The organism is Streptomyces sp. ITFR-6 (genome assembly GCF_031844725.1).
Lineage (GTDB): Bacteria > Actinomycetota > Actinomycetes > Streptomycetales > Streptomycetaceae > Streptomyces.
In genome coordinates, this window is record NZ_CP134612.1 from 3,666,590 (window position 1) to 3,684,894 (window position 18,305).

Here is an 18,305-nt window from a genome sequence, read left to right on the forward strand (position 1 = left end):
CAGTCGACGCAGATCACGACCGCACCCGATCCCCTGCCCCCAGGGCCGGGGATCGCGGGCACCTCCGTCATGGCGCCTCCCGGTGGAGCGGGTTGCCCGGGGCGGGAGCAACACGGAGGAACGACGTGATCACCGCGCGGTATCCGCGATGGTCAGGGTTGCGTCCGGTATGACGCAGCGCCCAGTCCTCGGGCGGCCTCGGCCGCTCGTCGGCGTCGGACGCCTCCCGGCAGGTGGTGCACTCCACCTCGTACACGGGGCCCGAGGCGCCAGGGGTACGGTCCACGGTGATCGCCCAGTCCGCGAAGTGAATCACCGATCGGGTGCTCATTCCGCTTCCTCCGTGGCAAGAGCCGGTCCGAATGCGTCCAGCAGCGCCGCACGTAACGCAGCCGGTTCCGTGACCCAGGCTCCTTCACCCGGACAAACCCGCCAGTAAAAGCCTGGCCCTTCCGTGCGACGGACAGGCGGGATGGCAAGGTGCGCTTTCTGCTCCAGAGTCCTGGTGTTCGGGACATTCCACTCGACGGACGCACCCTGCGGGATGAACCAGTACAGCGAGGCCGAGAGCGGGTCATCAAGGACGGCACCGGACCGGCTGCCGAGGATGGCCAAGGCGTCGAGACCGATACTGCGGGGCACGCGAACCGCGTCTCCGGTACGCCCCGCTTCTTCGCTGCGACAGCTGCTGACTGTGCCGATCCTGGGACTGGGCATGGGCGGCTCCTTGGGGCACCGTATGGACAGTGCCCCAAGCCTGGCCCTCATAGGCTCACCATTCGAGGGCTTCCAAGGGACTTTCCTTGCAACCGAAGAGGGCTTTCAGGCCACGGAACGGATGATCGCTGGCCTTGGAAAGGGCCTGCTGTGAAACTGACTTGAGTTGCATCAATGGAGGCCCACCATGTCGCAGTCCGCAAGCAATGTCCGACTGAGGTCGGCCCGGCACGCCGCTGGCTACCGCTCACAGCAGGAACTGGCCACCGCTCTCGGAGTCGGCGTCCGGCAGGTCCGGCGCTGGGAGTCCGAGAACCCGCCGTGGCCGCACCCGGAACTCCAGCAGGCTCTTACCGACCTGCTCGGACAAGACCTGGAATCGCTCGGATTCACTCCCCCTGCCGGACGCGACCGGCCGCACACACTGCGCCGGACGACGGCAGGGACGGCTGTCGCCGCAGCCGGCCTCGCAGCGATTCCGGTGCAGACCACCGCCGCGATCCAGCCCGCGTCAGTGGCCGCCGACTTCGAAGCCGTGACCCGGTCTCACCGACGTCTGTACTGGTCAGTTACCCCCGCGACGCTGCACCCTGCGGCAGTCGCCCATGCCGCTCTCGGCTGCGCCCTGCTCACGGAGACAACTGGGCAGACCCGCCGATCCGTCGCCGCAGCACTCGCCGAGTCGTACCTGCTGGCCGGACGGATCGAGTTCTTCGACCTGCGCGACTCAGAACATGCGGGCCGGACTCTTCTGCTCGCCCTGCAAGCCGCCGGGCAGGCGGACGACCCCCTGCTCGGTGCTGCGATCCTCGCTCATTCAGCGTTCATCCCGGCCTGGGACAGTGAGCGAGAGGCCGCAGCGGAACGCATGGTCGCCGCCCGCACGTATGCCCGCCGCGGGCCGGCTTCAACCGAGTTCCTGGCATGGCTGGACGCAGTCGAGGCCGAGTGCGAGACCCGATGCGGGAACATCCGGACGGCCCTCCACCTGATCGGCCACGCCGAGGATGTCCTGCGCCATGGCACCGGGCACACGAGTCCCCCCTGGATGGACTGGTTCTCCGGCGCGCGATTGGCGGCATTCAAGGGCAACACCCAGCTGGTGGCCGGTCATTTGCCCCAGGCCCGGACGACTCTCCTGAGTGTCCTGGAAGACATGCCGGCCACAGAAGACAAACAGCGCACCGTGGTTTACGGCGACTTGGCTGCCGTGGAGGCTGCCGCAGGAAACCCGGAGCAGGCTTGCGCGTATGCGCGTCAGGCGCTCGACCAACTCGGGATCACCTGGTACGCCATGGGCATGGATCGCATTCGCGAGGTGCGGCGCACCTTGGCCCCGCACCAGCATGAGCAGTGCGTACGTGACCTGGACGAGCACCTGTACGGGTGGTCGACGACCGTCAGTGCGCTCGCTCGTTGAACTTGCCGATGGCGCCAGGCAGTTGTGCCAACGGCTCGATGCGGAACGTCGGCAGCTCGCGGGCCTCCGCGGTATTCCACTGGATGGTCCCCCAGGGCCCCCGGTGGATGAGCGCCGTGTGCATACCCGCGGCGACGGCAGGGCGCAGATCGTTGTCCACGCGGTCTCCGACGTAAAGGATCTCCCGGGGCTCGTACGGGACCACGGCGGCAACCTGGACGAAGAACTCGGGATCAGGCTTCGACGCCCCCCAGTCGTCCGAGGTTCCGATCAGATCGACGTCATCCGCGAACAGGGAGCGGAGGATTGCACCGGCCCGAACGGTCCGGTTGCCCGCGATACCGAGCCACAGCGCGTCGGCCCGTAGCCGCGCCAGGGCAGGGCGGACATCGTCGTAGAGGTCGGTCTCGTCGAAGTGCTCGGGCTGACCGGCATCGGCACGCGCCTGCCGCTGCTCGTACAGGTCGAAGCCGGGCCGGAACTCCTGGAACACGTCCCTGTAGTCACGGCCCTGGGCGACCACAGCCCCGAACATCGAAGCGAACGTGTGCCGCGGGACGCCGAGCCAGTCGGCCCAAGTGCCGTACTCGCGGGTCTCATCCACCAGGCACTCACCGACGTCGAATACGACCGCGCGAATCATGGACCGATCCTCCGTAGGCGCATTGCCGTCCTGGCGAGGGCGGGGCAGCGAACGCGCCCGAGTCGACCGCCTCGCTGGACTGGCTCCGCATGAGCGGATCCGCGAACGCGGCCAGCACCGCCGGGGCGTCCTCGGCCTGCCAGCTCCGCAGCACCAGGCCTGCGGAGGCGTCTACACGATCGCGCATGCCGCGAGCCTCCCCCGGCGGGCACGGCCCGTCACGCCGGTTTCCCGGCAACTGCCGCGCCCCACGCGGTCGCAGGCACTAGAACACATCCGGGCACCAGGCCCGCCGTCCCGCCCGGAGGACCACGTCCGCCAGCGCCGCCGCGCCCGGGGTCAGTTCCTCGATCCGGTCCAGGGCCGCCAGCCGCAGGGCCGACTCGTCGCCCAGGTAGAGCGTCCCCAGCTCCCGCACGTCCAGCGCGAGATCCGCGGTGCGCGTGGTAGGGGCGCAGGTGGCGCCGGACGGCGAGGCGTCCAGGTGGAAGCGGCCGGCGGTGAGGCCGGTGGCGTCGTGGACGTCCAGGACCAGGGAGCCGGGGACCGCGTAGGTACGGGCCTCCAGCGCGCGTACGACGTCCAGGAGGCGCACCCACAGGAAGTCCGCTTGCGTCACCACACGGGCCGCGCGCGGGTCCGGGAGGAGCAGCGGGAGGAGGTCGTCGGGGGCGCGGTTGCCGGTGCGGATCGTGGTGACCCAGTCGACCGAGCAGAGGAAGTGCCACAGCGCCCGCTCCGCCGCCGGGGTCGTCGCGATCATGCTGCGCACCGTCGCCCGGTTCAGTGGCTGCTTGGCATCGCCCCAGTGGTCGTCGGCGCGGTAGACGAGGAGACCGTCCACGGTGCCTTCGGCGTCGCGGTGGACGGCGTAGAACGGCTCGGTCCAGTGGTCGTTCGGGAAGAGCACCTCGCCGGTCGTCAGGTCCCACCAGCGGTCGTTACGGCTCACCACCCCGTGCTGCCGGGCCCGCAGCCGGTCGTGGAGGGCAGGGCCCAGCTTGCGCACCTCCGGCGCGTCCACCAGGTCGATCCGGCCGCCGTCCGCTGCCGACGTCCCGGACAGTCGGGGGTCGAGGCCCGCCCGGGGTATGTCGATCTCCCACTCGGTGGTCCAGGCCGCGGGGCCGAAGCCGTACCGCCCGTAGATCGGGTACTCGGCGGCGATCAGGGTCGCGGCCACGTCGCCGCGCTCCCTGGCCGCCGCCAGGTCCTTCGCCATCAGCCGGGAGAGCAGCCCGCGGCGGCGGTGGGTGGGCGTCACGGTGACGTTGGTGACCGCGTCGGTGGGCACCGTCGCACCCCCGACGACCGTCAGCTCCTGCGCGAACGAACGGAACGTCGCCACGCACCGCCCGGCGTCGAACACCCCCTGGACGCGGGCCAGATCCATATGGGGCAGCCTTCCGGCCACCTCCTCGTCCGAGGGGGTCGGCGCGCGCAGGAATCCGGTGTTCAAGGCGCGCAGCCAGTCGGCGAACTCGGACTCGGTGACGGTACGGGCCTCAAGGCTGTTCATACGCTCCACGCTAGACACCGCCGTTCGGGATGTCGCCCGCTTTTCCCGGTGCGCGGGGCGGGGCAGGGGGGCCGGAACGGGCTCAGAACGCCGCTCGGATCTCGCCCACCTCCGCGGCGCCGCCCAGCAGCGGTGCCCGGCCGATCCGCGACACCACCGGGGCGTCCACCCCGAGCAGGCCGAGCGCGCGGGCCAGCACCGGACCCAGCGCCCGGGTCGAACCGTCGTCGATCTTGAAGGCCAGCGCCCTGCCGTCCGCGAGGGCCACCGCCTGGACCGCCTCCGCGCCCATCTTGGACAGCGTGCCGGGCAGCTCGCGCATCAGCCAGGTGTCGGGGCGGCGGGTGCCCGCCACGTACTCCGGGTGCGCCCGCATCGCGTCCGCCACCCGGCGCTCCGCCGTACCCGGGGTCGCCGTGACGAACGTACGGAACGCCCGCGCGAGGCCCACCAGCGAGATCGCCATCAGCGGCGCCCCGCAGCCGTCCGTACCGACAGAGGCGACCGGTTCGCCCGCCGCCTCCTCGACCACCTGGAGCACGAGTTGCTGGAGCGGGTGCGCCGGGTCGAGATAGCCGGCCGGGTCCCAGCCGTTGCGCAGGCACACCGCGAGCATCGCCGCGTGCTTGCCCGAGCAGTTCATGGTGATCCGCTCCCGGACGTGGCCCGCGGCGAGGTACGCCTCCGCCTCGACCGGGTCCAGCGGCAGGTCAGGCGGGGTCTGGAGGTCGTCGGGCGACAGCCCGTGCTCGGTGAGCATCGTGCGTACGAGATCGAGGTGGAAGCCCTCGCCCGAGTGGCTCGCGGCGGCGAGCGCCAGCCGCTCCCCCGACAGGTCGAGCCCGGCCCGCAGCACCGCCGCGGCCTGCATCGGCTTGTTCGAGGAGCGCGGGAAGACCGGCGCCGCCGGATCGCCCATGGTCAGCTCGACGCTGCCGTCGGCGGCCAGGACGACCAGTGATCCGCGGTGGTGGCCCTCGATGAAACCGGACCGCACGATCTCGGCCAGCACCGGTGGTGCGGGCACCGGCCCGGATACCGGCCCGGGTATGGCGTCGGAATCGGCGGAACCGGCGGACGGGGCTGCGCTGGAGGTCATGTTGGCCTTCCGGGGACGGGCGGGACCCGCCCCCGGAGGGGTTGCCTCAGGCGAGCAGGTCGTCTACTTGTGCTTCCCCGTCACGGTACCTGCGGGCGATCTCCGCGCTGCAGTCGTCCGCGGTGCGCTGGAGCCGGTGGCGGCGCCGGGACACCTGCTGCTCGTAGCGGACCAGGCGGCCCATCGCGGTGTGCAGCTCTTCGTCCGTACGGGCGTCGAGGTCGGACAGCTCGACCTCCGCGAGCGTCTCGGCCGCCAGCTGCCGGTACTCGTCGCTGCGCGGGGTGCTCAGCGTGACGTGCCGGGCCGAGGAGCGGTGCAGCGACGGGGCGTCCGCGAGGATCTCGGAGAGCCGGTCCACCACCGGCGACTCGGGGTCCCGGCGCCGGGCCAGCTCGGCCCGCAGGATGTCCACGCGTCCCTGGACCAGCCGCCGCACATAGCTCAGGTCGGCCTCGTCGCTCTGCGAGTCGCGGCGCAGGGTGCGCAGCTCCGGCAGTCGCAGGGCGCCCAGTTCGGGCGGGGGCGCGGCCGGACCGTCGTCGGAGCCCTGTCCGGTCCGCTGCACAGGTGGGCGCATGGTGCTCGTGCTCGTACCCGCACTGCTGTTGACGCCGGCACGCGTGACCGGCACGGTACCCGGGGACTGCCCGGTTCCATGGGTGCTCATGCTTGTCCATCCCCTCGACCGGTGCGTCGGCGCACCGTCTCCGTGCATCGTGCCACTCCGAGGGTGCCGGTGGAGGTGCTCTGTACCCGTTCAGCCCAAGATAGGTTGGTCTGTATGCGTGCAGTGGTACAGAGGGTGGACGGTGCGACCGTCACAGTGGCCGACGCCGACGGCGAGGGCAGCGGCCCCGCGGTGGTCGGTGAAATCATCGGCGAGGGCCTGTGTGTGCTGGTCGGAGTCACCCACGGGGACACCCCGGAGAAGGCGGCACAGCTCGCCCGGAAGCTCTGGTCGGTCCGCATCCTGGGGGGCGAGAAGTCCTGCTCCGACGTGAATGCGCCGCTTCTGGTGATTTCGCAGTTCACTCTCTACGGGGACGCCCGCAAGGGCCGCCGGCCCACCTGGAACGCCGCCGCGCCCGGCTCCACCGCCGAGCCGCTGGTCGACGAGGTGGTGGCGCGGCTGCGGGCGCTGGGGGCGCAGGTGGAGACGGGCCGGTTCGGGGCGGACATGCGGGTCTCGCTCACCAACCACGGCCCGTTCACCCTCGTCGTCGAGGTCTGACGCGGGACACCCCCCCAAGGCTCGACCCCTAAGGCTCGACGACCGTCTCCTGGGCGGCGGCCGTGTTCTCCCCCGCCAGCAGCTCCGCGTCCACCGGCACGTTCCGCTTCACCAGGGCCAGGGCGATCGGCCCCAGCTCGTGGTGGCGGGCGGAGCTGGTGATGAAGCCGAGCTGACGGCCCTCCGAGCCGTCGGAGGCGAGCCGGACCGGGGTGCCGTGCCCGGGGAGCAGCACCTCGCTGCCGTCCAGGTGCAGGAAGACCAGTCGGCGGGGCGGCTTGCCCAGGTTCTGCACCCGGGCCACGGTCTCCTGGCCCCGGTAGCAGCCCTTCTGGAGGTGGACGGCGCTGCCGATCAGGCCCAGCTCGTGCGGGATGGTGCGGTGGTCGGTCTCGAAGCCGAGGCGCGGGCGGTGGCCCTCGACGCGCAGCGCCTCGTAGGCCAGCACCCCGGCGGCCGGCCCGTGCTCCGCCGCGTACGCCTCCAGACCGGCGCGCGGCAGGAACAGGTCGCGGCCGTACGGCGTCTCGCGTACGGCGCTGCCCTCCGGCGCCGGGGCGATGGAACCGGCCGGCAGGTACACGACCGCAAAGTCCTCGGTACGGTCGGCGACCTCGACGCGGTAGAAGAACTTCATCGACTCCAGATAGGCGATCAGCTCGCCCTGGGTGCCCGGCTCGACGTGCATCCACACGGTCTCGCCGTCGTCGACGAGATACATGGCGTGCTCGATGTGCCCGTTCGCCGTGAGGATCAGGGAATCGGTGGCCTGGCCGGGCGCGAGGTCGGTGACGTGCTGGGTGATCAGCAGGTGCAGCCAGGCCAGCCGGTCGCTCCCGGTGACGGTGACCACCCCGCGGTGCGAGAGGTCGACGAGGCCGGAGCCGTCAGCGAGGGCACGCTGCTCGCGGAACAGGTCACCGTAGTGCGCGGCGACACCTTCGTCGCAGCCCTCGGCGGGGACGGCACCGGGCAGGGACAGCAGGGGGCTCTTCATGCGACCAGCGTACGACTCGGGCCCTCAGGCCGGACCCGCAGACCGCTCGGCCGGATCCGCGGGCCGCTCGGCCGCCTTCGGCGCGGAGCCCGCAGAGCCCGCGGAGCCCGAGCAGTCCGCGGAGCCCGAGCAGTCCGCGCATCGGCCGAAGATCGCGAAGTGCTTCATGTCCGTCTCGAACCCGAACGTGCCCCGCAGCTTCTCGGTGAACTCCGCGACGACCGCGACATCGGCCTCGATGACGTCTCCGCAGTCCCGGCAGACGAGGTGGATGTGGTGATGGCGGTCGGCCAGGTGGTACGTCGGTGCCCCGTGGCCCAGGTGGGCGTGGCTGACCAGGCCGAGCTCCTCCAGGAGCTCCAGGGTCCGGTAGACGGTCGAGATGTTCACGCCGGAGGCCGTCCGGCGGACCTCGGAGAGGATGTCGTCGGGCGTCGCGTGCTCCAGCACGTCCACGGCTTCCAGGACAAGCTGCCGCTGCGGCGTCAGCCGGTAGCCACGCTGCCGAAGATCGGTCTTCCAGTCGGTGCTCACCACAGGCCCCAGTGTAGGACCGTACGGGTGCCGCCCCCAGCAGATCGGAGGGCGGACCGCCGGGCCGGGGCTACTTGAAGAACGCGATCCCGTCGTCCGGCAGGTCCCCGAGGCTCTTCGCCATCGCGGCGACGTCTTCGGGGGTGACGACCTTCTTGAGGTGCGCCGACATGTACGGGCGCAGCTCCACCTCGGGCGTGGACTTCTCACCGACCCACATCAGGTCGCTCTTCACATAGCCGTAGAGCCGCTTGCCACCGTTGTACGGGCCGGAGGCCGCGGTCCGGGCCACCGCGTCGGTGACCAGATCGATCTGCGGCTTCTGGTGGGCCAGCTCGCCGTACCAGATCTCGATGACGCCCTGGTCGCGGACCATCACGACCTCGACCTTGCGGTCCTTGTCGATGCGCCAGTAGCCGGACTCGGACTCCAGCGGCCGGACCTTCTCGCCCTCGGCGTCGAGCACCCAGGTGTGCGAGACGTACTCCAGGAAGTCCCGGCCGTCGTGGCTGAAGGTCACTTCCTGGCCGAAGTTGCACTTCTCGGCACCGGGGAAGTCGGACACGCCCGCGCCCGCCCAGTTGCCCAGGAGGAAGGCCAGCGGGACGAGGTCCGGGTGGAGGTCGGACGGAATCTCGATCATGAGCGGCTCAGACGATCTGTGAGGCGGGCGGAACGGGGAGGACGCGCGTGGAGCTGAGAGGTCAGCGCTGACCCTGGTACAGCTTCTTCACGGTCAGACCGGCGAAGGCGAGGGTGCCGACACAGACCAGGACCAGCAGGGTGGTGAAGAATGCCTCAAGCACGGGAGCTCCTTGAACGAGCGGTATGGCAGCAGTACGGGCCGGGCCCCAGCCTAATGGGTGGAGGCCCGGCCCGTCGGTTCGGGGTTTGCCGCGGAGCGGCTCGGCCCAGCGGCTGGTACCGCACCGACCCGCCACTCACCGCCGGGGCCGTACGCCCGAGGATTACAGTTCCGCGTATGCCGAAGAAGCTCGTGATCAAGGTGACCGCAGGTGCCGACTCCGCCGAGCGCTGCTCGCAGGCGTTCACGGTGGCGGCGGTCGCCGTCGCCAGCGGCGTGGAGGTCTCGCTCTGGCTGACCGGGGAATCCGCCTGGTTCGCCCTGCCGGGGCGGGCCGCCGAGTTCGAACTGCCTCACGCGGCGCCGCTGCCGGATCTGATCGAGTCGATCCAGGCGGGCGGCCTGATCACGCTCTGCACGCAGTGCGCGGCCCGGCGCGACATCACCGAGCAGGACGTACTGGACGGGGTACGGATCGCCGGGGCCCAGGTCTTCGTCAGCGAGATCATGGCCGACGGCGTGCAGGCCCTCGTCTACTGACGGAACCCGTTACTGGCGGCGCTTCCTGCCGTCGAGCTCGTCCCACCACGCGTCCGACTCCGGGTCACCGGTGGGGTTCCATTTGTCCGTGCGGCCCGTCCGGTCCGTGCGGTCCGTCCGGTCCGCGCGGTCCGTGCGGTCCGTGCGCTGCCGCGGATCCTGGGGCGGGTCGTCCCACCAGCGGTCCTCCGGGCCCTTCCGGTTGGCCACGATCGCCGCGACGGGCGGGATGACCATGGCGATCACGCACATGCTGATGGCGGCGGGAATCGACCAGAGCCGCACGAAGGCCCAGGACGAGACGAAGAGGACGAGACATCCGCCCATCATCAGGAAATATGCGCGACGGCGTCGGGCGTACATAAGTCCAGCGTAGGCCTGATTCGCCCGCCCAGCCGGTCCTGGAGAGCGGGCACCTTCACCCGGACGCCACAAAGGGCCGTACCCCGGTTCAACAGGGCGTCCAACGCCCGGGGGTACGGCCCTTCGGCCGGTCTGTCGTGCCTGGTGCTAGACCGCGATGGCCACCTCGGAGAGGCCGCCCGTCTGCGCCACGACCGTGCGGTCGGCGCTGCCGCCCGGGACGAGCGCGCGCAGCGTCCAGGTGCCCTCGGCCGCGTAGAAGCGGAACTGTCCGGTCGCGGAGGTCGGGACCTCCGCGGTGAACTCGCCGGTCGAGTCCAGCAGGCGGACGTAGCCGGTGACGGGCTCGCCGTCGCGGGTCACGCTGCCCTGGATGGTGGTCTCACCGGGCTTGATCGTCGAAGCGTCGGGGCCGCCGGCCTTTGCTCCACACATGGTGTTCTGTCCTTCTGGTCGGGGGTCGTGCCGATCCGGGTGGTACGGAGTTACTTGTTGGCGCCGAGCTCGATCGGCACGCCCACCAGGGAGCCGTACTCGGTCCACGAACCGTCGTAGTTCTTGACGTTCTCCTGGCCGAGGAGCTGGTGCAGCACGAACCAGGTGAGCGCGGAGCGCTCACCGATGCGGCAGTAGGCGATGGTGTCCTTCGACAGGTCGACCTGCTCGGCCTCGTAGAGGGCCTTCAGCTCGTCGTCCGACTTGAAGGTGCCGTCGTCGTTGGCGTTCTTCGACCACGGAATGTTGCGGGCGCTCGGCACGTGGCCGGGGCGCTGCGACTGCTCCTGCGGGAGGTGGGCCGGGGCGAGCAGCTTGCCGCTGAACTCGTCGGGCGAACGCACGTCGACCAGGTTCTGGGTGCCGATCGCCTTCACGACGTCGTCGCGGTAGGCGCGGATCGACTCGTCCTGCGGCTTGGCCTTGTACTGGGTGGCCGGGCGGGACGGGATCTGGTCGCCGTCCACCAGGTCGCGGGAGTCGAGCTCCCACTTCTTGCGGCCGCCGTCGAGCAGGCGGACGTCCTGGTGGCCGTAGAGCTTGAAGTACCAGAACGCGTAGGACGCGAACCAGTTGTTGTTGCCGCCGTACAGGACGACCGTGGTGTCGTTGCCGATGCCCTTGCCGGACAGCAGCTCCTCGAAGCCCGCCTGGTCGATGAAGTCACGCCGGACCGGGTCCTGGAGGTCCTTGGTCCAGTCGATCCGGATCGCGTTCTTGATGTGGTTCTTCTCGTACGCGGCGGTGTCCTCGTCGACCTCGACGATGGCAACCTTCGGGTCGTCGATGTGGGCCTCGACCCAGTCGGCGTCTACCAGGACGTCACTGCGGCTCATTGTGTTCTCCTCCGGGGCAGTCTGCGGCGAGATGATGCGAGTTGGTGCGGATGCGGATGTACGGAGCGCGGAATTCGGCACGTGCACAGAGGCATCGGGATGGCCCCGACACAGGGTCGGAAGGCCGGGAATGCGGGAAGTCGACGCTCCCGCTCAGACAGTGCGACAGAGCATGGCGGCGACGCGGCACAGGTCCACTGCCCGCCGCTTCGTGAGATCCGCCCGTCCCCGCTGCGGGAGACCGCTAATAGAGCACTGCATGGGACCGATCGTAGGGACGTACGGGCGGACATGTCACCGTCGTGTCGCCCATTGAGACACGATCGTCCGCAGGATGAGACGGGAGGGGATTCGCGCCTCCCCCGCTCCCGCTTCCGGGGTCGCCGCGCCCGCCAGGCATCTGCGGAACGGACGCAGCCGTCTCAGTATGTGGCGCAGGCCCGGTATGACGCGGCGACTCGCCGCCGGAGTCAGCCGGCGAGCGTGACCTCGGTGCCGGTCACCGAGATCTCCAGGCCCTCGGCGGTCGGCTCGATCTTCTCCAGCTTCAGGCCCTTGGGCAGCCCGCCGACCTCGCGCTCGAAGTCGGTCTTCTTTCGCACCAGGCCCTCAAGTCCGGGGATGCCCTCGCCCGGCACCTTGTCGGCGTGCACCCGCACGGTGTGGCCGTCGGCCAAGGTGACGCTGGACAGCACGCTGCGCGAGATCTCCTGGCCGAGGCCGGGGACCTGGACCGTGCCGGTCACCTTCACCTTGCCGTTGCCGCCGTACGCGACCGCGACGTCCGCGCTGGCCGCCTTGGTGAGGTCCGCGTACGACACCAGGGCCGTCCCGGTGGCCCGTGCGGCGACCGCGCCGGAGAAGCCGTCGGTCAGCCGGACCTGGTGCAGGTCGGCGTTCATCTCGCTGATCCGGAGCGTGCGGCCGTTCGCACTGGTCTCCAGGCCGGTGATCTTCACGTCGACCTCGTCGAGCTCGGAGCCGGCGAGCTGCGTCAGGAACGGGAAGCCCTTGATCGAGACATCCGTCGAGCCGATCTCCGCCCCGGGCACTCGCACCCGCTCCGCGACCTGCGATTCGGCGAAATACACCGCCGCGCGGTCGATGGCGATGAACACGCCGGCCAGAATCACCACCATGACCAGCAGTATTCGCAGTGCACGCATGCCTTGTCCTCCCCCACCCGCGCCCGTTCGGACGGCTCGGCGACCGTGAGCCTACTGCGGCCGCACGTCACGCTCCGGGTGATCGACGAGCGGAAGCCCCCCATCGGTTCCCCGTGGAGGGCTTCGGCATCTCTGTGACGTATGAGGCGCGACGGTCAGGAGTGACGGGTCGCGGGCGACCGGCTACCCGATCGCGCGGCCGATCAGATACACGGCTGGCGCGGCCGCAGTGAGCGGCAGCGCCACTCCGGCGGTCATGTGCACGAAGCGCGACGGGTAGTCGTAGCTGGCCACCCGCAGCCCGATCAGCGCGCAGCCACCGGCGGCCAGGCCGAGCAGCGCACCCTTCGCCCCCAGGTCCGTGACGGCCCCCGCCGCCCCGCCCGCGGCCGCCGCGACGAGCAGCGCCGCCACCACGGAGACCGGCCCCGGCAGCGGAAGCGCCCGAGCCAGCACCGCGACGGCCACCGCGATCCCGCCGACCGTCACCGCGTCCGGGACCGCCGCGAGGTGCCCGGCGGCCAGGACCGCGAGCGCGGCGGAGGCGACGGTCGCCATCAGCCCTTCCATCCGCTCGTCGGCGCCCGCCCGGCTGCGCAGCTGGAGGACGACGGTGAGCAGCACCCAGACGCCGAGCGTGCCGAGGATCGCGGCCGGACCGTTCTCCCGGCCCGCGGCCAGCAGCGCCACATCGGCGACGAGGCCGCCGGCGAACGCGAGCGCGATGCCCTGCCGGGCCGGCCACATGCCGTTGAGCCGGAACCATCCGGCCGCGGTCACCGCCTGGAGCAGCACCAGCGGCACGACCAGGGCGTACGAGCCGACGGCCGCGCCGAGCGCGAGCAGCAGCCCGAGCCCGGCTGTGATCGCGGCCGGCTGCATCCCGGGCGCGATGATCGGGGAGCGGCCCTCGGCGCGGGCCCGCTGGGCGTCCGTGATGCGGCTGTTGCCCAGCGTGGTGGGCGCGCTGTACCCGTCGTCGCCCTGCGCGGCGTCCACGGAGGAGGCCACCGGCTCGGGAGCCACGGGCGCCGCCTGGACCTCGGGCGGCAGCGGGTAGGCGCCGGAGGCACCCTGCGCGGCCTGCACGGGCTGTGCGGGCTGCTGCGCCGGCCGGAGGGTGGGCTGGTACTGGGTGTCCCAGGTCTGGCCCTCCCAGGTCTGCGCGACCACCGGCTCCCCGGCCTGCGGATCCCGGTAGGGCTGCTGCGCCTGAGGTGCCTGCTGGGGCTCGTAGGGCTGCTGCGCCTGGTGGGGCTCGTACGCGTGCTGCACGGACTGGTGGGTCGGGTGTGCGGCCCGGTACGGCTGTGGCGCGGCCTGCGGCGGCTCGTACGTGCCCTGCGGTGCCGGTGCTGCCTGTGGTGCGTACGGGGCCGCTTCGCCCACGTAGGGGGTCTGCTGACCGTAGGACGGTTCACCGTAGGGCCGCTGCTGCCCGTAGGCGGGGTCCTGGTAGCCCTGGCCCCCGTACGGCTGGTCCCCGTACGACTGCGACTCCTGCCCGTACGGCTGATTCCCGTACGGCTGCTGCGGCTCCTGGCCGTGCGGCTGGTCCGGGTACGGATGCTGCTGATCGCTGCTGCTCATGTTCTGCGGTTCACCCTCCTGCGAACGGCGGGAGCACCTCGACCGTGCCGCCCTCGGCAAGGCGTACGGTCTCATGGCTCCGGGTCCCGACGGGGTCCCCGTCGATGAGGAACGAACACCTCTGGAGCACCCGGGTCAGCTCACCGGGGTGCCGGCCGCGCACCGCGTCGAGCGCCTCCTTGAGCGTCGCAGCGGTGTACGGCTCCTCCGCCGTTCCGGCAGCGGCCTTGGCGGCTGCCCAGTAACGGATCGTTCCCGCGGGCATGGCGGCGGCTCCTCTCGTCTCGCGTCGGCTCGGGTCCGGCTGTCCATCATCGTGCACCGGGGTCACCGGTCCGCGGCCCAGTCGGCGATGCGGCCGAGGAGAGCCGCGTCCGCCGCGTTCTCCGCGTGCCCCATCCCGCGCTCCAGCCACAGCTCAGCGGCCCCGTCCGCCGCGTCCGCCAGCATCCGGGGGTGGTCGAGCGGGAAGTACGGGTCGCGGTCGCCGTGCACGATCAGCAACGGGGCCGGGGCGATCAGCGGGACCGCCGCGACCGGGGAGAGCGGGACCGGGTCCCAGTCGTCGCGGGCGATCCGGGTCCGGAAGCCGTACCGCCCGACGAGCCGGCCGGTGGGACGGGTCACCACCCAGTGCAGCCGACGCATCGGGGCCGTACCCCGGTAGTACCAACGCGCCGGAGCGCTCACGGAGACCACCGCATCGGCGTACGCCCCCAAACGCGCTTCCGTGCGCCCCCTGCGCGCCGGAACGGACCGGACGCCCTCGCGCTCGGCCGCCGGAGCCGTATACAGCGCCCCGTGCCGGAGCACCACGGAACCGCCCATGGAGAACCCGACCGTAACGACTCGCCGGTGCCCGAGCGACCGCGCCCAGTCCACCGCGGCGGCCAGATCCAGCACCTCGCGGTCGCCCACCGTGGAGCGTCCACCGGAGCCGCCGTGCCCCCGGAAGGAGAACGTGATCACGGCCGCACGCTGGGAGAACACCTCCACGGCGCGCCGCACCGCAAGGCGGTCGGCCGAACCGGTGAAACCGTGCGCGACGACGATCGCCGTACCGGCGCCGTCCGCACCCGCGAGTGCGTCGTCATCCGCCGTACACGGGTCGTACACCGCCTCGATCAGCACGCCGTCATCGGCGCGCAACGTGGTCCGCGACGGCCGGCGCGTGATCAAGGGAACAGAGGAACTCCGAAATCGCCCCTCGGACACAGAACTCATGTGGGCTATTCTGCTGGGAAGAGGATCCGGGCAATGCAGCCCCCGGGTCCTTTTGTGCTTTCCGCGCGTTGTTACGGAGACGTTTCAACAAGCTCAGCGGCCCTGGGCGCGGGGCCGCACCGGTAAAACCCGTATGACGAAACGTCGTACGGAACAACACGAATAAGCGTACGAAGCAGTGCCGCATACTCCCCCGGGCCCGGCCCGGGAGTGCCCCTCTCGCAGGGAACGAGGAGGACCGACGTAATGGGCGAGCCAACCGTGCACGATCATCGACCGACGACCCAGGCAGGTGGGCGGCGATGAGTTCACTGCTGCTCCTGACGAATGCCCTCCAACCGTCGACGGAGGTGCTTCCCGCCCTCGGCCTCCTGCTCCACAGCGTGCGGGTGGCGCCCGCCGAAGGCCCCGCTCTCGTCGACACCCCAGGTGCCGACGTCGTCCTCATCGACGGACGGCGCGACCTGCCCCAGGTCCGCTCCCTCTGTCAGCTGCTGCGGTCCACCGGACCCGGCTGTCCGCTGATCCTCGTCGTCACGGAGGGCGGCCTCGCGGCCGTCACCGCGGACTGGGGAATCGATGACGTACTGCTGGACACGGCGGGACCCGCAGAGGTCGAGGCGCGGCTGCGGCTGGCCACCGGCCGGCAGCAGATCACCTCCGACGACTCCCCGATGGAGATCCGCAACGGCGATCTGTCGATCGACGAGGCGACGTACAGCGCCAAGCTCAAGGGCCGGGTCCTGGACCTGACCTTCAAGGAATTCGAACTGATCAAGTACCTGGCGCAGCACCCGGGACGGGTCTTCACCCGCGCCCAGCTGCTCCAGGAGGTCTGGGGCTACGACTACTTCGGCGGCACCCGGACGGTCGACGTACACGTCCGGCGGCTGCGCGCCAAGCTCGGCCCCGAGCACGAGTCGCTGATCGGCACCGTCCGCAACGTGGGCTACCGGTTCGTCGCACCCGAGAAGGTGGAACGGGCCGCGGAGGAGGCCAAGTCGGCGGCCGCGAAGACGGCCTCCGAGAGCCTCACCCGTTCGGAGCAGCCGGAGGCTGTCGAGGTAACGGAAGAAGGCCCGGTCCAGCCTGCCAAGAGGTAGTTATATCCGCGTAGACTGCCGCGCGTGGCCAAGGTGACGCGGGACGATGTGGCGAGACTTGCGGGAACGTCGACCGCGGTCGTCAGCTACGTCATCAACAACGGACCCAGGCCGGTCGCCCCGGCCACGCGCGAGCGGGTACTCGCCGCGATCAAGGAGCTGGGCTACCGGCCCGACCGGGTCGCCCAGGCGATGGCCTCGCGGCGGACCGATCTCATAGGGATGATCGTGCCGGACGCGCGGCAGCCGTTCTTCGCGGAGATGGCGCACGCGGTCGAACAGGCCGCCGCCGAGCGCGGAAAAATGGTGCTCGTCGGCAACTCCGACTACCGCGACGAGCGCGAGGTCCACTATCTGCGGGCCTTCCTCGGCATGCGGGTCTCCGGGCTGATCCTGGTCAGCCAGGGCCCCAGCGAGCGCGCGGCGGCGGAGATAGAGGCGTGGGACGCCCGGGTCGTGCTGCTGCACGAGCGGCCCGAGGCGATCGACGACGTCGCGGTCGTCACGGACGACGTCGGCGGCGCCCAGCTGGCCACCCGGCACCTGCTGGAACACGGCAACGCGTACGTGGCCTGCCTCGGCGGCGTCGAGTCGACCCCGGCGGTCGGTGACCCGGTGGCCGACCACGTCGAGGGCTGGCGCCGGGCGATGCACGAGTCGGGCCGCACGACGGAGGGCCGGCTCTTCCAGGCCCCGTACAACCGTTACGACGCCTACCTGGTGGCGCTGGAGCTCCTCGCGGGCCCGGACCGCCCCCCGGCGATCTTCTGCGCGACGGACGACCAGGCCATCGGCGTGCTGCGGGCCGCCCGTGAGCTGCGGATCGACGTGCCGGGCGAGCTGGCGGTGGCGGGCTTCGACGACGTGAAGGAGGCCGGGCTCACCGATCCGCCGCTCACCACGGTCTTCTCGGACCGTCCGGCGATGGCGCGGGCGGCCGTGGACCTGGTGCTCGACGACTCGCTCCGGGTGTCGGGCTCGCGGCGGGAGCGGCTGAAGCAGTTCCCCTCGGCGCTGGTGGTCCGGCGTTCCTGCGGCTGCGGTGAGCCCCCGGCGGCCCGGCAGGGCTGAAGAAGGCCAGGTGACAGGGGCGCTCTGTCCGCCTACCTCCGCTTTTCCGTAACGGGGCTTCGACCCGTGTGTCACAGCGGCGTCTTGATCCAACTCTCGCCGCGACGGCGCGCCCGACGACAGATGTCCTATGAAGCAACACGCCCGCTCAGCCAGAACGGGCGTTCCCCCCACCGCTTCCGAGGAGTCCCCATGCGCGTCAAGAAGATGTCCGCCCTCGCCCTCGTCGTCGCCGCTGCCGGCCTCTCGCTGACCGCGTGCGGCGGCAGCGACGGATCGAGCGCTGCCGCCGACACAGGCGCGTCCAGCCCGGCGAGCAGCTCCGCCGGCGGCCAGGACACCGGCTCCACCGACACGAGCGGCTCCACCGAGGCCGGGGCCGACGCCAACGCCAACGGCGACGGCGACGGCGACAGCCGGAGCGCGGCCTCGGGTTCCGCCGAGACCGGCTCCTCCTCCACCGGCTCCGGTAAGGGCAGCGACCTCGCCGCCAAGGGCGGCACGTCGGCCTCCGGCTCCATGTGCAGGACCGACGACCTCGCGTTCAGCGCCGGCTCGGCGGGGGTCAAGAACCAGGTGGTCGTCAACCTGAAGAACACCGGTTCCGCCACGTGCAGCATGCACGGCTTCCCGGGCGTCCAGCTCGTGGGCCCCGACGGTCTCGGTGACACCGGTCCGGACGCCGCCCGCACCGACTCCAAGGCCTCCACCGTCACCATCGGGCCCGGCGAGGAGACCCGCTTCCTGCTGCGCTACATCCCGACCACCGACGGATCCGGCAAGACCTTCACCAGGCTCTCCGTCACCCCGCCCAACGAGAAGATCTCGGCGATCGCGAATCTCGACGGACCGACGATCACCGTCCCCGCCTCCGGTGGTACGTCCCCCGACGTCTTCGTCGACCCGATCGGCTACCACGTCGGCTCCGGCAAGTAGCCGAGGAACCGGC

At 71.0% G+C, this 18,305-nt stretch carries 24 protein-coding genes; 6 read left to right on the forward strand and 18 right to left on the reverse strand.

Features of this window, described 5'->3' with window-relative positions:
* Nucleotides 1-67 precede the first annotated feature (67 nt).
* Both RLT59_RS16685 and RLT59_RS16690 read right to left on the reverse strand, forming a co-directional pair.
* Nucleotides 68-331: a DUF7848 domain-containing protein gene (locus tag RLT59_RS16685; protein ID WP_311304130.1), complete on the reverse strand. Its 264-nt coding sequence runs from the start codon at nt 329-331 to the stop codon at nt 68-70.
* Nucleotides 328-717: a hypothetical protein gene (locus RLT59_RS16690; RefSeq protein ID WP_311304131.1), complete on the reverse strand. Its 390-nt coding sequence runs from the start codon at nt 715-717 to the stop codon at nt 328-330. The genes RLT59_RS16685 and RLT59_RS16690 overlap by 4 nt, the downstream gene beginning before the upstream one ends.
* Nucleotides 718-904: 187 nt before the next feature.
* Between RLT59_RS16690 and RLT59_RS16695 the strand changes: the two genes are divergently transcribed.
* Nucleotides 905-2,137: a helix-turn-helix domain-containing protein gene (locus RLT59_RS16695; protein WP_311304132.1), complete on the forward strand. Its 1,233-nt coding sequence runs from the start codon at nt 905-907 to the stop codon at nt 2,135-2,137.
* Here the strand turns inward: RLT59_RS16695 and RLT59_RS16700 are convergent.
* From RLT59_RS16700 to RLT59_RS16720, 5 genes are all read right to left on the reverse strand, one after another.
* Nucleotides 2,118-2,780, reverse strand: a complete 663-nt coding sequence (locus tag RLT59_RS16700) for an HAD family hydrolase (RefSeq protein WP_311304133.1) — start codon at nt 2,778-2,780, stop codon at nt 2,118-2,120. The two genes, RLT59_RS16695 and RLT59_RS16700, sit on opposite strands and share 20 nt — an antisense overlap.
* Complete coding sequence (locus tag RLT59_RS16705; RefSeq protein ID WP_311304134.1) at nt 2,749-2,967, reverse strand: hypothetical protein; 219 nt, start codon at nt 2,965-2,967, stop codon at nt 2,749-2,751. Before RLT59_RS16705 ends, RLT59_RS16700 begins: the two co-directional genes overlap by 32 nt.
* 78 nt (nt 2,968-3,045) lie before the next feature.
* Nucleotides 3,046-4,299 (reverse strand): GNAT family N-acetyltransferase, encoded by a 1,254-nt coding sequence (locus RLT59_RS16710; RefSeq protein WP_311304135.1) that lies wholly within the window; start codon nt 4,297-4,299, stop codon nt 3,046-3,048.
* A gap of 82 nt (nt 4,300-4,381) precedes the next feature.
* On the reverse strand, nt 4,382-5,398 hold the full coding sequence (locus RLT59_RS16715) for an asparaginase (RefSeq protein WP_311304136.1): 1,017 nt from the start codon (nt 5,396-5,398) through the stop codon (nt 4,382-4,384).
* Between the two features lie 46 nt (nt 5,399-5,444).
* On the reverse strand, nt 5,445-6,068 hold the full coding sequence (locus tag RLT59_RS16720; protein ID WP_311304137.1) for an RsiG family protein: 624 nt from the start codon (nt 6,066-6,068) through the stop codon (nt 5,445-5,447).
* Between the two features lie 114 nt (nt 6,069-6,182).
* Between RLT59_RS16720 and dtd the strand changes: the two genes are divergently transcribed.
* Nucleotides 6,183-6,632, forward strand: coding sequence for a D-aminoacyl-tRNA deacylase (gene dtd / locus RLT59_RS16725; RefSeq protein WP_311304138.1), 450 nt, complete (start codon nt 6,183-6,185; stop codon nt 6,630-6,632).
* Nucleotides 6,633-6,660: 28 nt separating this feature from the next.
* On the opposite strand, the gene RLT59_RS16730 is transcribed toward dtd, so the two are convergent.
* The 3 genes from RLT59_RS16730 to RLT59_RS16740 form a co-directional block, all read right to left on the reverse strand.
* The gene (locus RLT59_RS16730; RefSeq protein ID WP_311304139.1) at nt 6,661-7,629 is read right to left on the reverse strand and encodes a CAF17-like 4Fe-4S cluster assembly/insertion protein YgfZ; all 969 of its coding nucleotides are present in this window, start codon (nt 7,627-7,629) and stop codon (nt 6,661-6,663) included.
* A gap of 24 nt (nt 7,630-7,653) precedes the next feature.
* On the reverse strand, nt 7,654-8,166 hold the full coding sequence (locus tag RLT59_RS16735; protein WP_311304140.1) for a Fur family transcriptional regulator: 513 nt from the start codon (nt 8,164-8,166) through the stop codon (nt 7,654-7,656).
* Nucleotides 8,167-8,233: 67 nt separating this feature from the next.
* On the reverse strand, nt 8,234-8,806 hold the full coding sequence (locus RLT59_RS16740) for a heme-binding beta-barrel domain-containing protein (RefSeq protein ID WP_311304141.1): 573 nt from the start codon (nt 8,804-8,806) through the stop codon (nt 8,234-8,236).
* A gap of 339 nt (nt 8,807-9,145) precedes the next feature.
* Here RLT59_RS16740 and RLT59_RS16745 point away from each other — a divergent pair, with 339 nt between their 5' ends.
* The gene (locus RLT59_RS16745; protein WP_073733068.1) at nt 9,146-9,508 is read left to right on the forward strand and encodes a DsrE family protein; all 363 of its coding nucleotides are present in this window, start codon (nt 9,146-9,148) and stop codon (nt 9,506-9,508) included.
* A 9-nt stretch (nt 9,509-9,517) separates the two neighbouring features.
* On the opposite strand, the gene RLT59_RS16750 is transcribed toward RLT59_RS16745, so the two are convergent.
* The 8 genes from RLT59_RS16750 to RLT59_RS16780 all read right to left on the reverse strand — a co-directional run bounded on the left by RLT59_RS16750 (nt 9,518) and on the right by RLT59_RS16780 (nt 15,182).
* Nucleotides 9,518-9,871: a DUF3099 domain-containing protein gene (locus RLT59_RS16750; protein WP_311304142.1), complete on the reverse strand. Its 354-nt coding sequence runs from the start codon at nt 9,869-9,871 to the stop codon at nt 9,518-9,520.
* Between the two features lie 147 nt (nt 9,872-10,018).
* Nucleotides 10,019-10,306 carry a DUF1416 domain-containing protein gene (locus tag RLT59_RS16755; protein ID WP_018490348.1) on the reverse strand — a complete coding sequence of 96 codons (288 nt, stop codon included), beginning with the start codon at nt 10,304-10,306 and terminating at the stop codon, nt 10,019-10,021.
* Nucleotides 10,307-10,356: 50 nt separating this feature from the next.
* A complete protein-coding gene (locus RLT59_RS16760) occupies nt 10,357-11,202 on the reverse strand; it encodes a sulfurtransferase (RefSeq protein WP_311304143.1) in 846 nt (281 codons plus the stop codon).
* Between the two features lie 153 nt (nt 11,203-11,355).
* Entirely contained in the window at nt 11,356-11,463 is a 108-nt protein-coding gene (locus RLT59_RS39375) for a putative leader peptide (RefSeq protein ID WP_353962123.1), read from the reverse strand.
* Nucleotides 11,464-11,672: 209 nt separating this feature from the next.
* Entirely contained in the window at nt 11,673-12,368 is a 696-nt protein-coding gene (locus tag RLT59_RS16765) for an LmeA family phospholipid-binding protein (RefSeq protein WP_311304144.1), read from the reverse strand.
* Nucleotides 12,369-12,551: 183 nt separating this feature from the next.
* Nucleotides 12,552-13,958 (reverse strand): hypothetical protein, encoded by a 1,407-nt coding sequence (locus RLT59_RS16770; RefSeq protein ID WP_311304145.1) that lies wholly within the window; start codon nt 13,956-13,958, stop codon nt 12,552-12,554.
* Between the two features lie 10 nt (nt 13,959-13,968).
* Complete coding sequence (locus tag RLT59_RS16775) at nt 13,969-14,223, reverse strand: MoaD/ThiS family protein (protein WP_024489652.1); 255 nt, start codon at nt 14,221-14,223, stop codon at nt 13,969-13,971.
* A 62-nt stretch (nt 14,224-14,285) separates the two neighbouring features.
* Nucleotides 14,286-15,182: an alpha/beta hydrolase family protein gene (locus RLT59_RS16780; RefSeq protein WP_311304146.1), complete on the reverse strand. Its 897-nt coding sequence runs from the start codon at nt 15,180-15,182 to the stop codon at nt 14,286-14,288.
* A gap of 302 nt (nt 15,183-15,484) precedes the next feature.
* Between RLT59_RS16780 and RLT59_RS16785 the strand changes: the two genes are divergently transcribed.
* The 3 genes from RLT59_RS16785 to RLT59_RS16795 all read left to right on the forward strand — a co-directional run bounded on the left by RLT59_RS16785 (nt 15,485) and on the right by RLT59_RS16795 (nt 18,292).
* The gene (locus RLT59_RS16785; protein ID WP_311304147.1) at nt 15,485-16,285 is read left to right on the forward strand and encodes a response regulator transcription factor; all 801 of its coding nucleotides are present in this window, start codon (nt 15,485-15,487) and stop codon (nt 16,283-16,285) included.
* 24 nt (nt 16,286-16,309) lie between these two features.
* Nucleotides 16,310-17,356, forward strand: a complete 1,047-nt coding sequence (locus RLT59_RS16790; RefSeq protein ID WP_311304148.1) for a LacI family DNA-binding transcriptional regulator — start codon at nt 16,310-16,312, stop codon at nt 17,354-17,356.
* Nucleotides 17,357-17,548: 192 nt separating this feature from the next.
* Nucleotides 17,549-18,292, forward strand: a complete 744-nt coding sequence (locus RLT59_RS16795; protein ID WP_311304149.1) for a DUF4232 domain-containing protein — start codon at nt 17,549-17,551, stop codon at nt 18,290-18,292.
* Nucleotides 18,293-18,305 lie beyond the last annotated feature (13 nt).

Coding starts and splice junctions, on each gene's coding strand:
- RLT59_RS16720 (WP_311304137.1), bottom strand. CDS start 6,068: ATGAGCACCCATGGAACCGGGCAGTCCCCGGGTACCGTGCCGGTCACG.
- RLT59_RS16715 (WP_311304136.1), bottom strand. CDS start 5,398: ATGACCTCCAGCGCAGCCCCGTCCGCCGGTTCCGCCGATTCCGACGCC.
- RLT59_RS16775 (WP_024489652.1), bottom strand. CDS start 14,223: ATGCCCGCGGGAACGATCCGTTACTGGGCAGCCGCCAAGGCCGCTGCC.
- RLT59_RS16710 (WP_311304135.1), bottom strand. CDS start 4,299: ATGAACAGCCTTGAGGCCCGTACCGTCACCGAGTCCGAGTTCGCCGAC.
- RLT59_RS16750 (WP_311304142.1), bottom strand. CDS start 9,871: ATGTACGCCCGACGCCGTCGCGCATATTTCCTGATGATGGGCGGATGT.
- RLT59_RS16770 (WP_311304145.1), bottom strand. CDS start 13,958: ATGAGCAGCAGCGATCAGCAGCATCCGTACCCGGACCAGCCGCACGGC.
- RLT59_RS16755 (WP_018490348.1), bottom strand. CDS start 10,306: ATGTGTGGAGCAAAGGCCGGCGGCCCCGACGCTTCGACGATCAAGCCC.
- RLT59_RS16700 (WP_311304133.1), bottom strand. CDS start 2,780: ATGATTCGCGCGGTCGTATTCGACGTCGGTGAGTGCCTGGTGGATGAG.
- RLT59_RS16780 (WP_311304146.1), bottom strand. CDS start 15,182: ATGAGTTCTGTGTCCGAGGGGCGATTTCGGAGTTCCTCTGTTCCCTTG.
- RLT59_RS16730 (WP_311304139.1), bottom strand. CDS start 7,629: ATGAAGAGCCCCCTGCTGTCCCTGCCCGGTGCCGTCCCCGCCGAGGGC.
- RLT59_RS16685 (WP_311304130.1), bottom strand. CDS start 331: ATGAGCACCCGATCGGTGATTCACTTCGCGGACTGGGCGATCACCGTG.
- RLT59_RS39375 (WP_353962123.1), bottom strand. CDS start 11,463: ATGCAGTGCTCTATTAGCGGTCTCCCGCAGCGGGGACGGGCGGATCTC.
- RLT59_RS16690 (WP_311304131.1), bottom strand. CDS start 717: ATGCCCAGTCCCAGGATCGGCACAGTCAGCAGCTGTCGCAGCGAAGAA.
- dtd (WP_311304138.1), top strand. CDS start 6,183: ATGCGTGCAGTGGTACAGAGGGTGGACGGTGCGACCGTCACAGTGGCC.
- RLT59_RS16745 (WP_073733068.1), top strand. CDS start 9,146: ATGCCGAAGAAGCTCGTGATCAAGGTGACCGCAGGTGCCGACTCCGCC.
- RLT59_RS16765 (WP_311304144.1), bottom strand. CDS start 12,368: ATGCGTGCACTGCGAATACTGCTGGTCATGGTGGTGATTCTGGCCGGC.
- RLT59_RS16695 (WP_311304132.1), top strand. CDS start 905: ATGTCGCAGTCCGCAAGCAATGTCCGACTGAGGTCGGCCCGGCACGCC.
- RLT59_RS16795 (WP_311304149.1), top strand. CDS start 17,549: ATGCGCGTCAAGAAGATGTCCGCCCTCGCCCTCGTCGTCGCCGCTGCC.
- RLT59_RS16760 (WP_311304143.1), bottom strand. CDS start 11,202: ATGAGCCGCAGTGACGTCCTGGTAGACGCCGACTGGGTCGAGGCCCAC.
- RLT59_RS16705 (WP_311304134.1), bottom strand. CDS start 2,967: ATGCGCGATCGTGTAGACGCCTCCGCAGGCCTGGTGCTGCGGAGCTGG.
- RLT59_RS16785 (WP_311304147.1), top strand. CDS start 15,485: ATGAGTTCACTGCTGCTCCTGACGAATGCCCTCCAACCGTCGACGGAG.
- RLT59_RS16740 (WP_311304141.1), bottom strand. CDS start 8,806: ATGATCGAGATTCCGTCCGACCTCCACCCGGACCTCGTCCCGCTGGCC.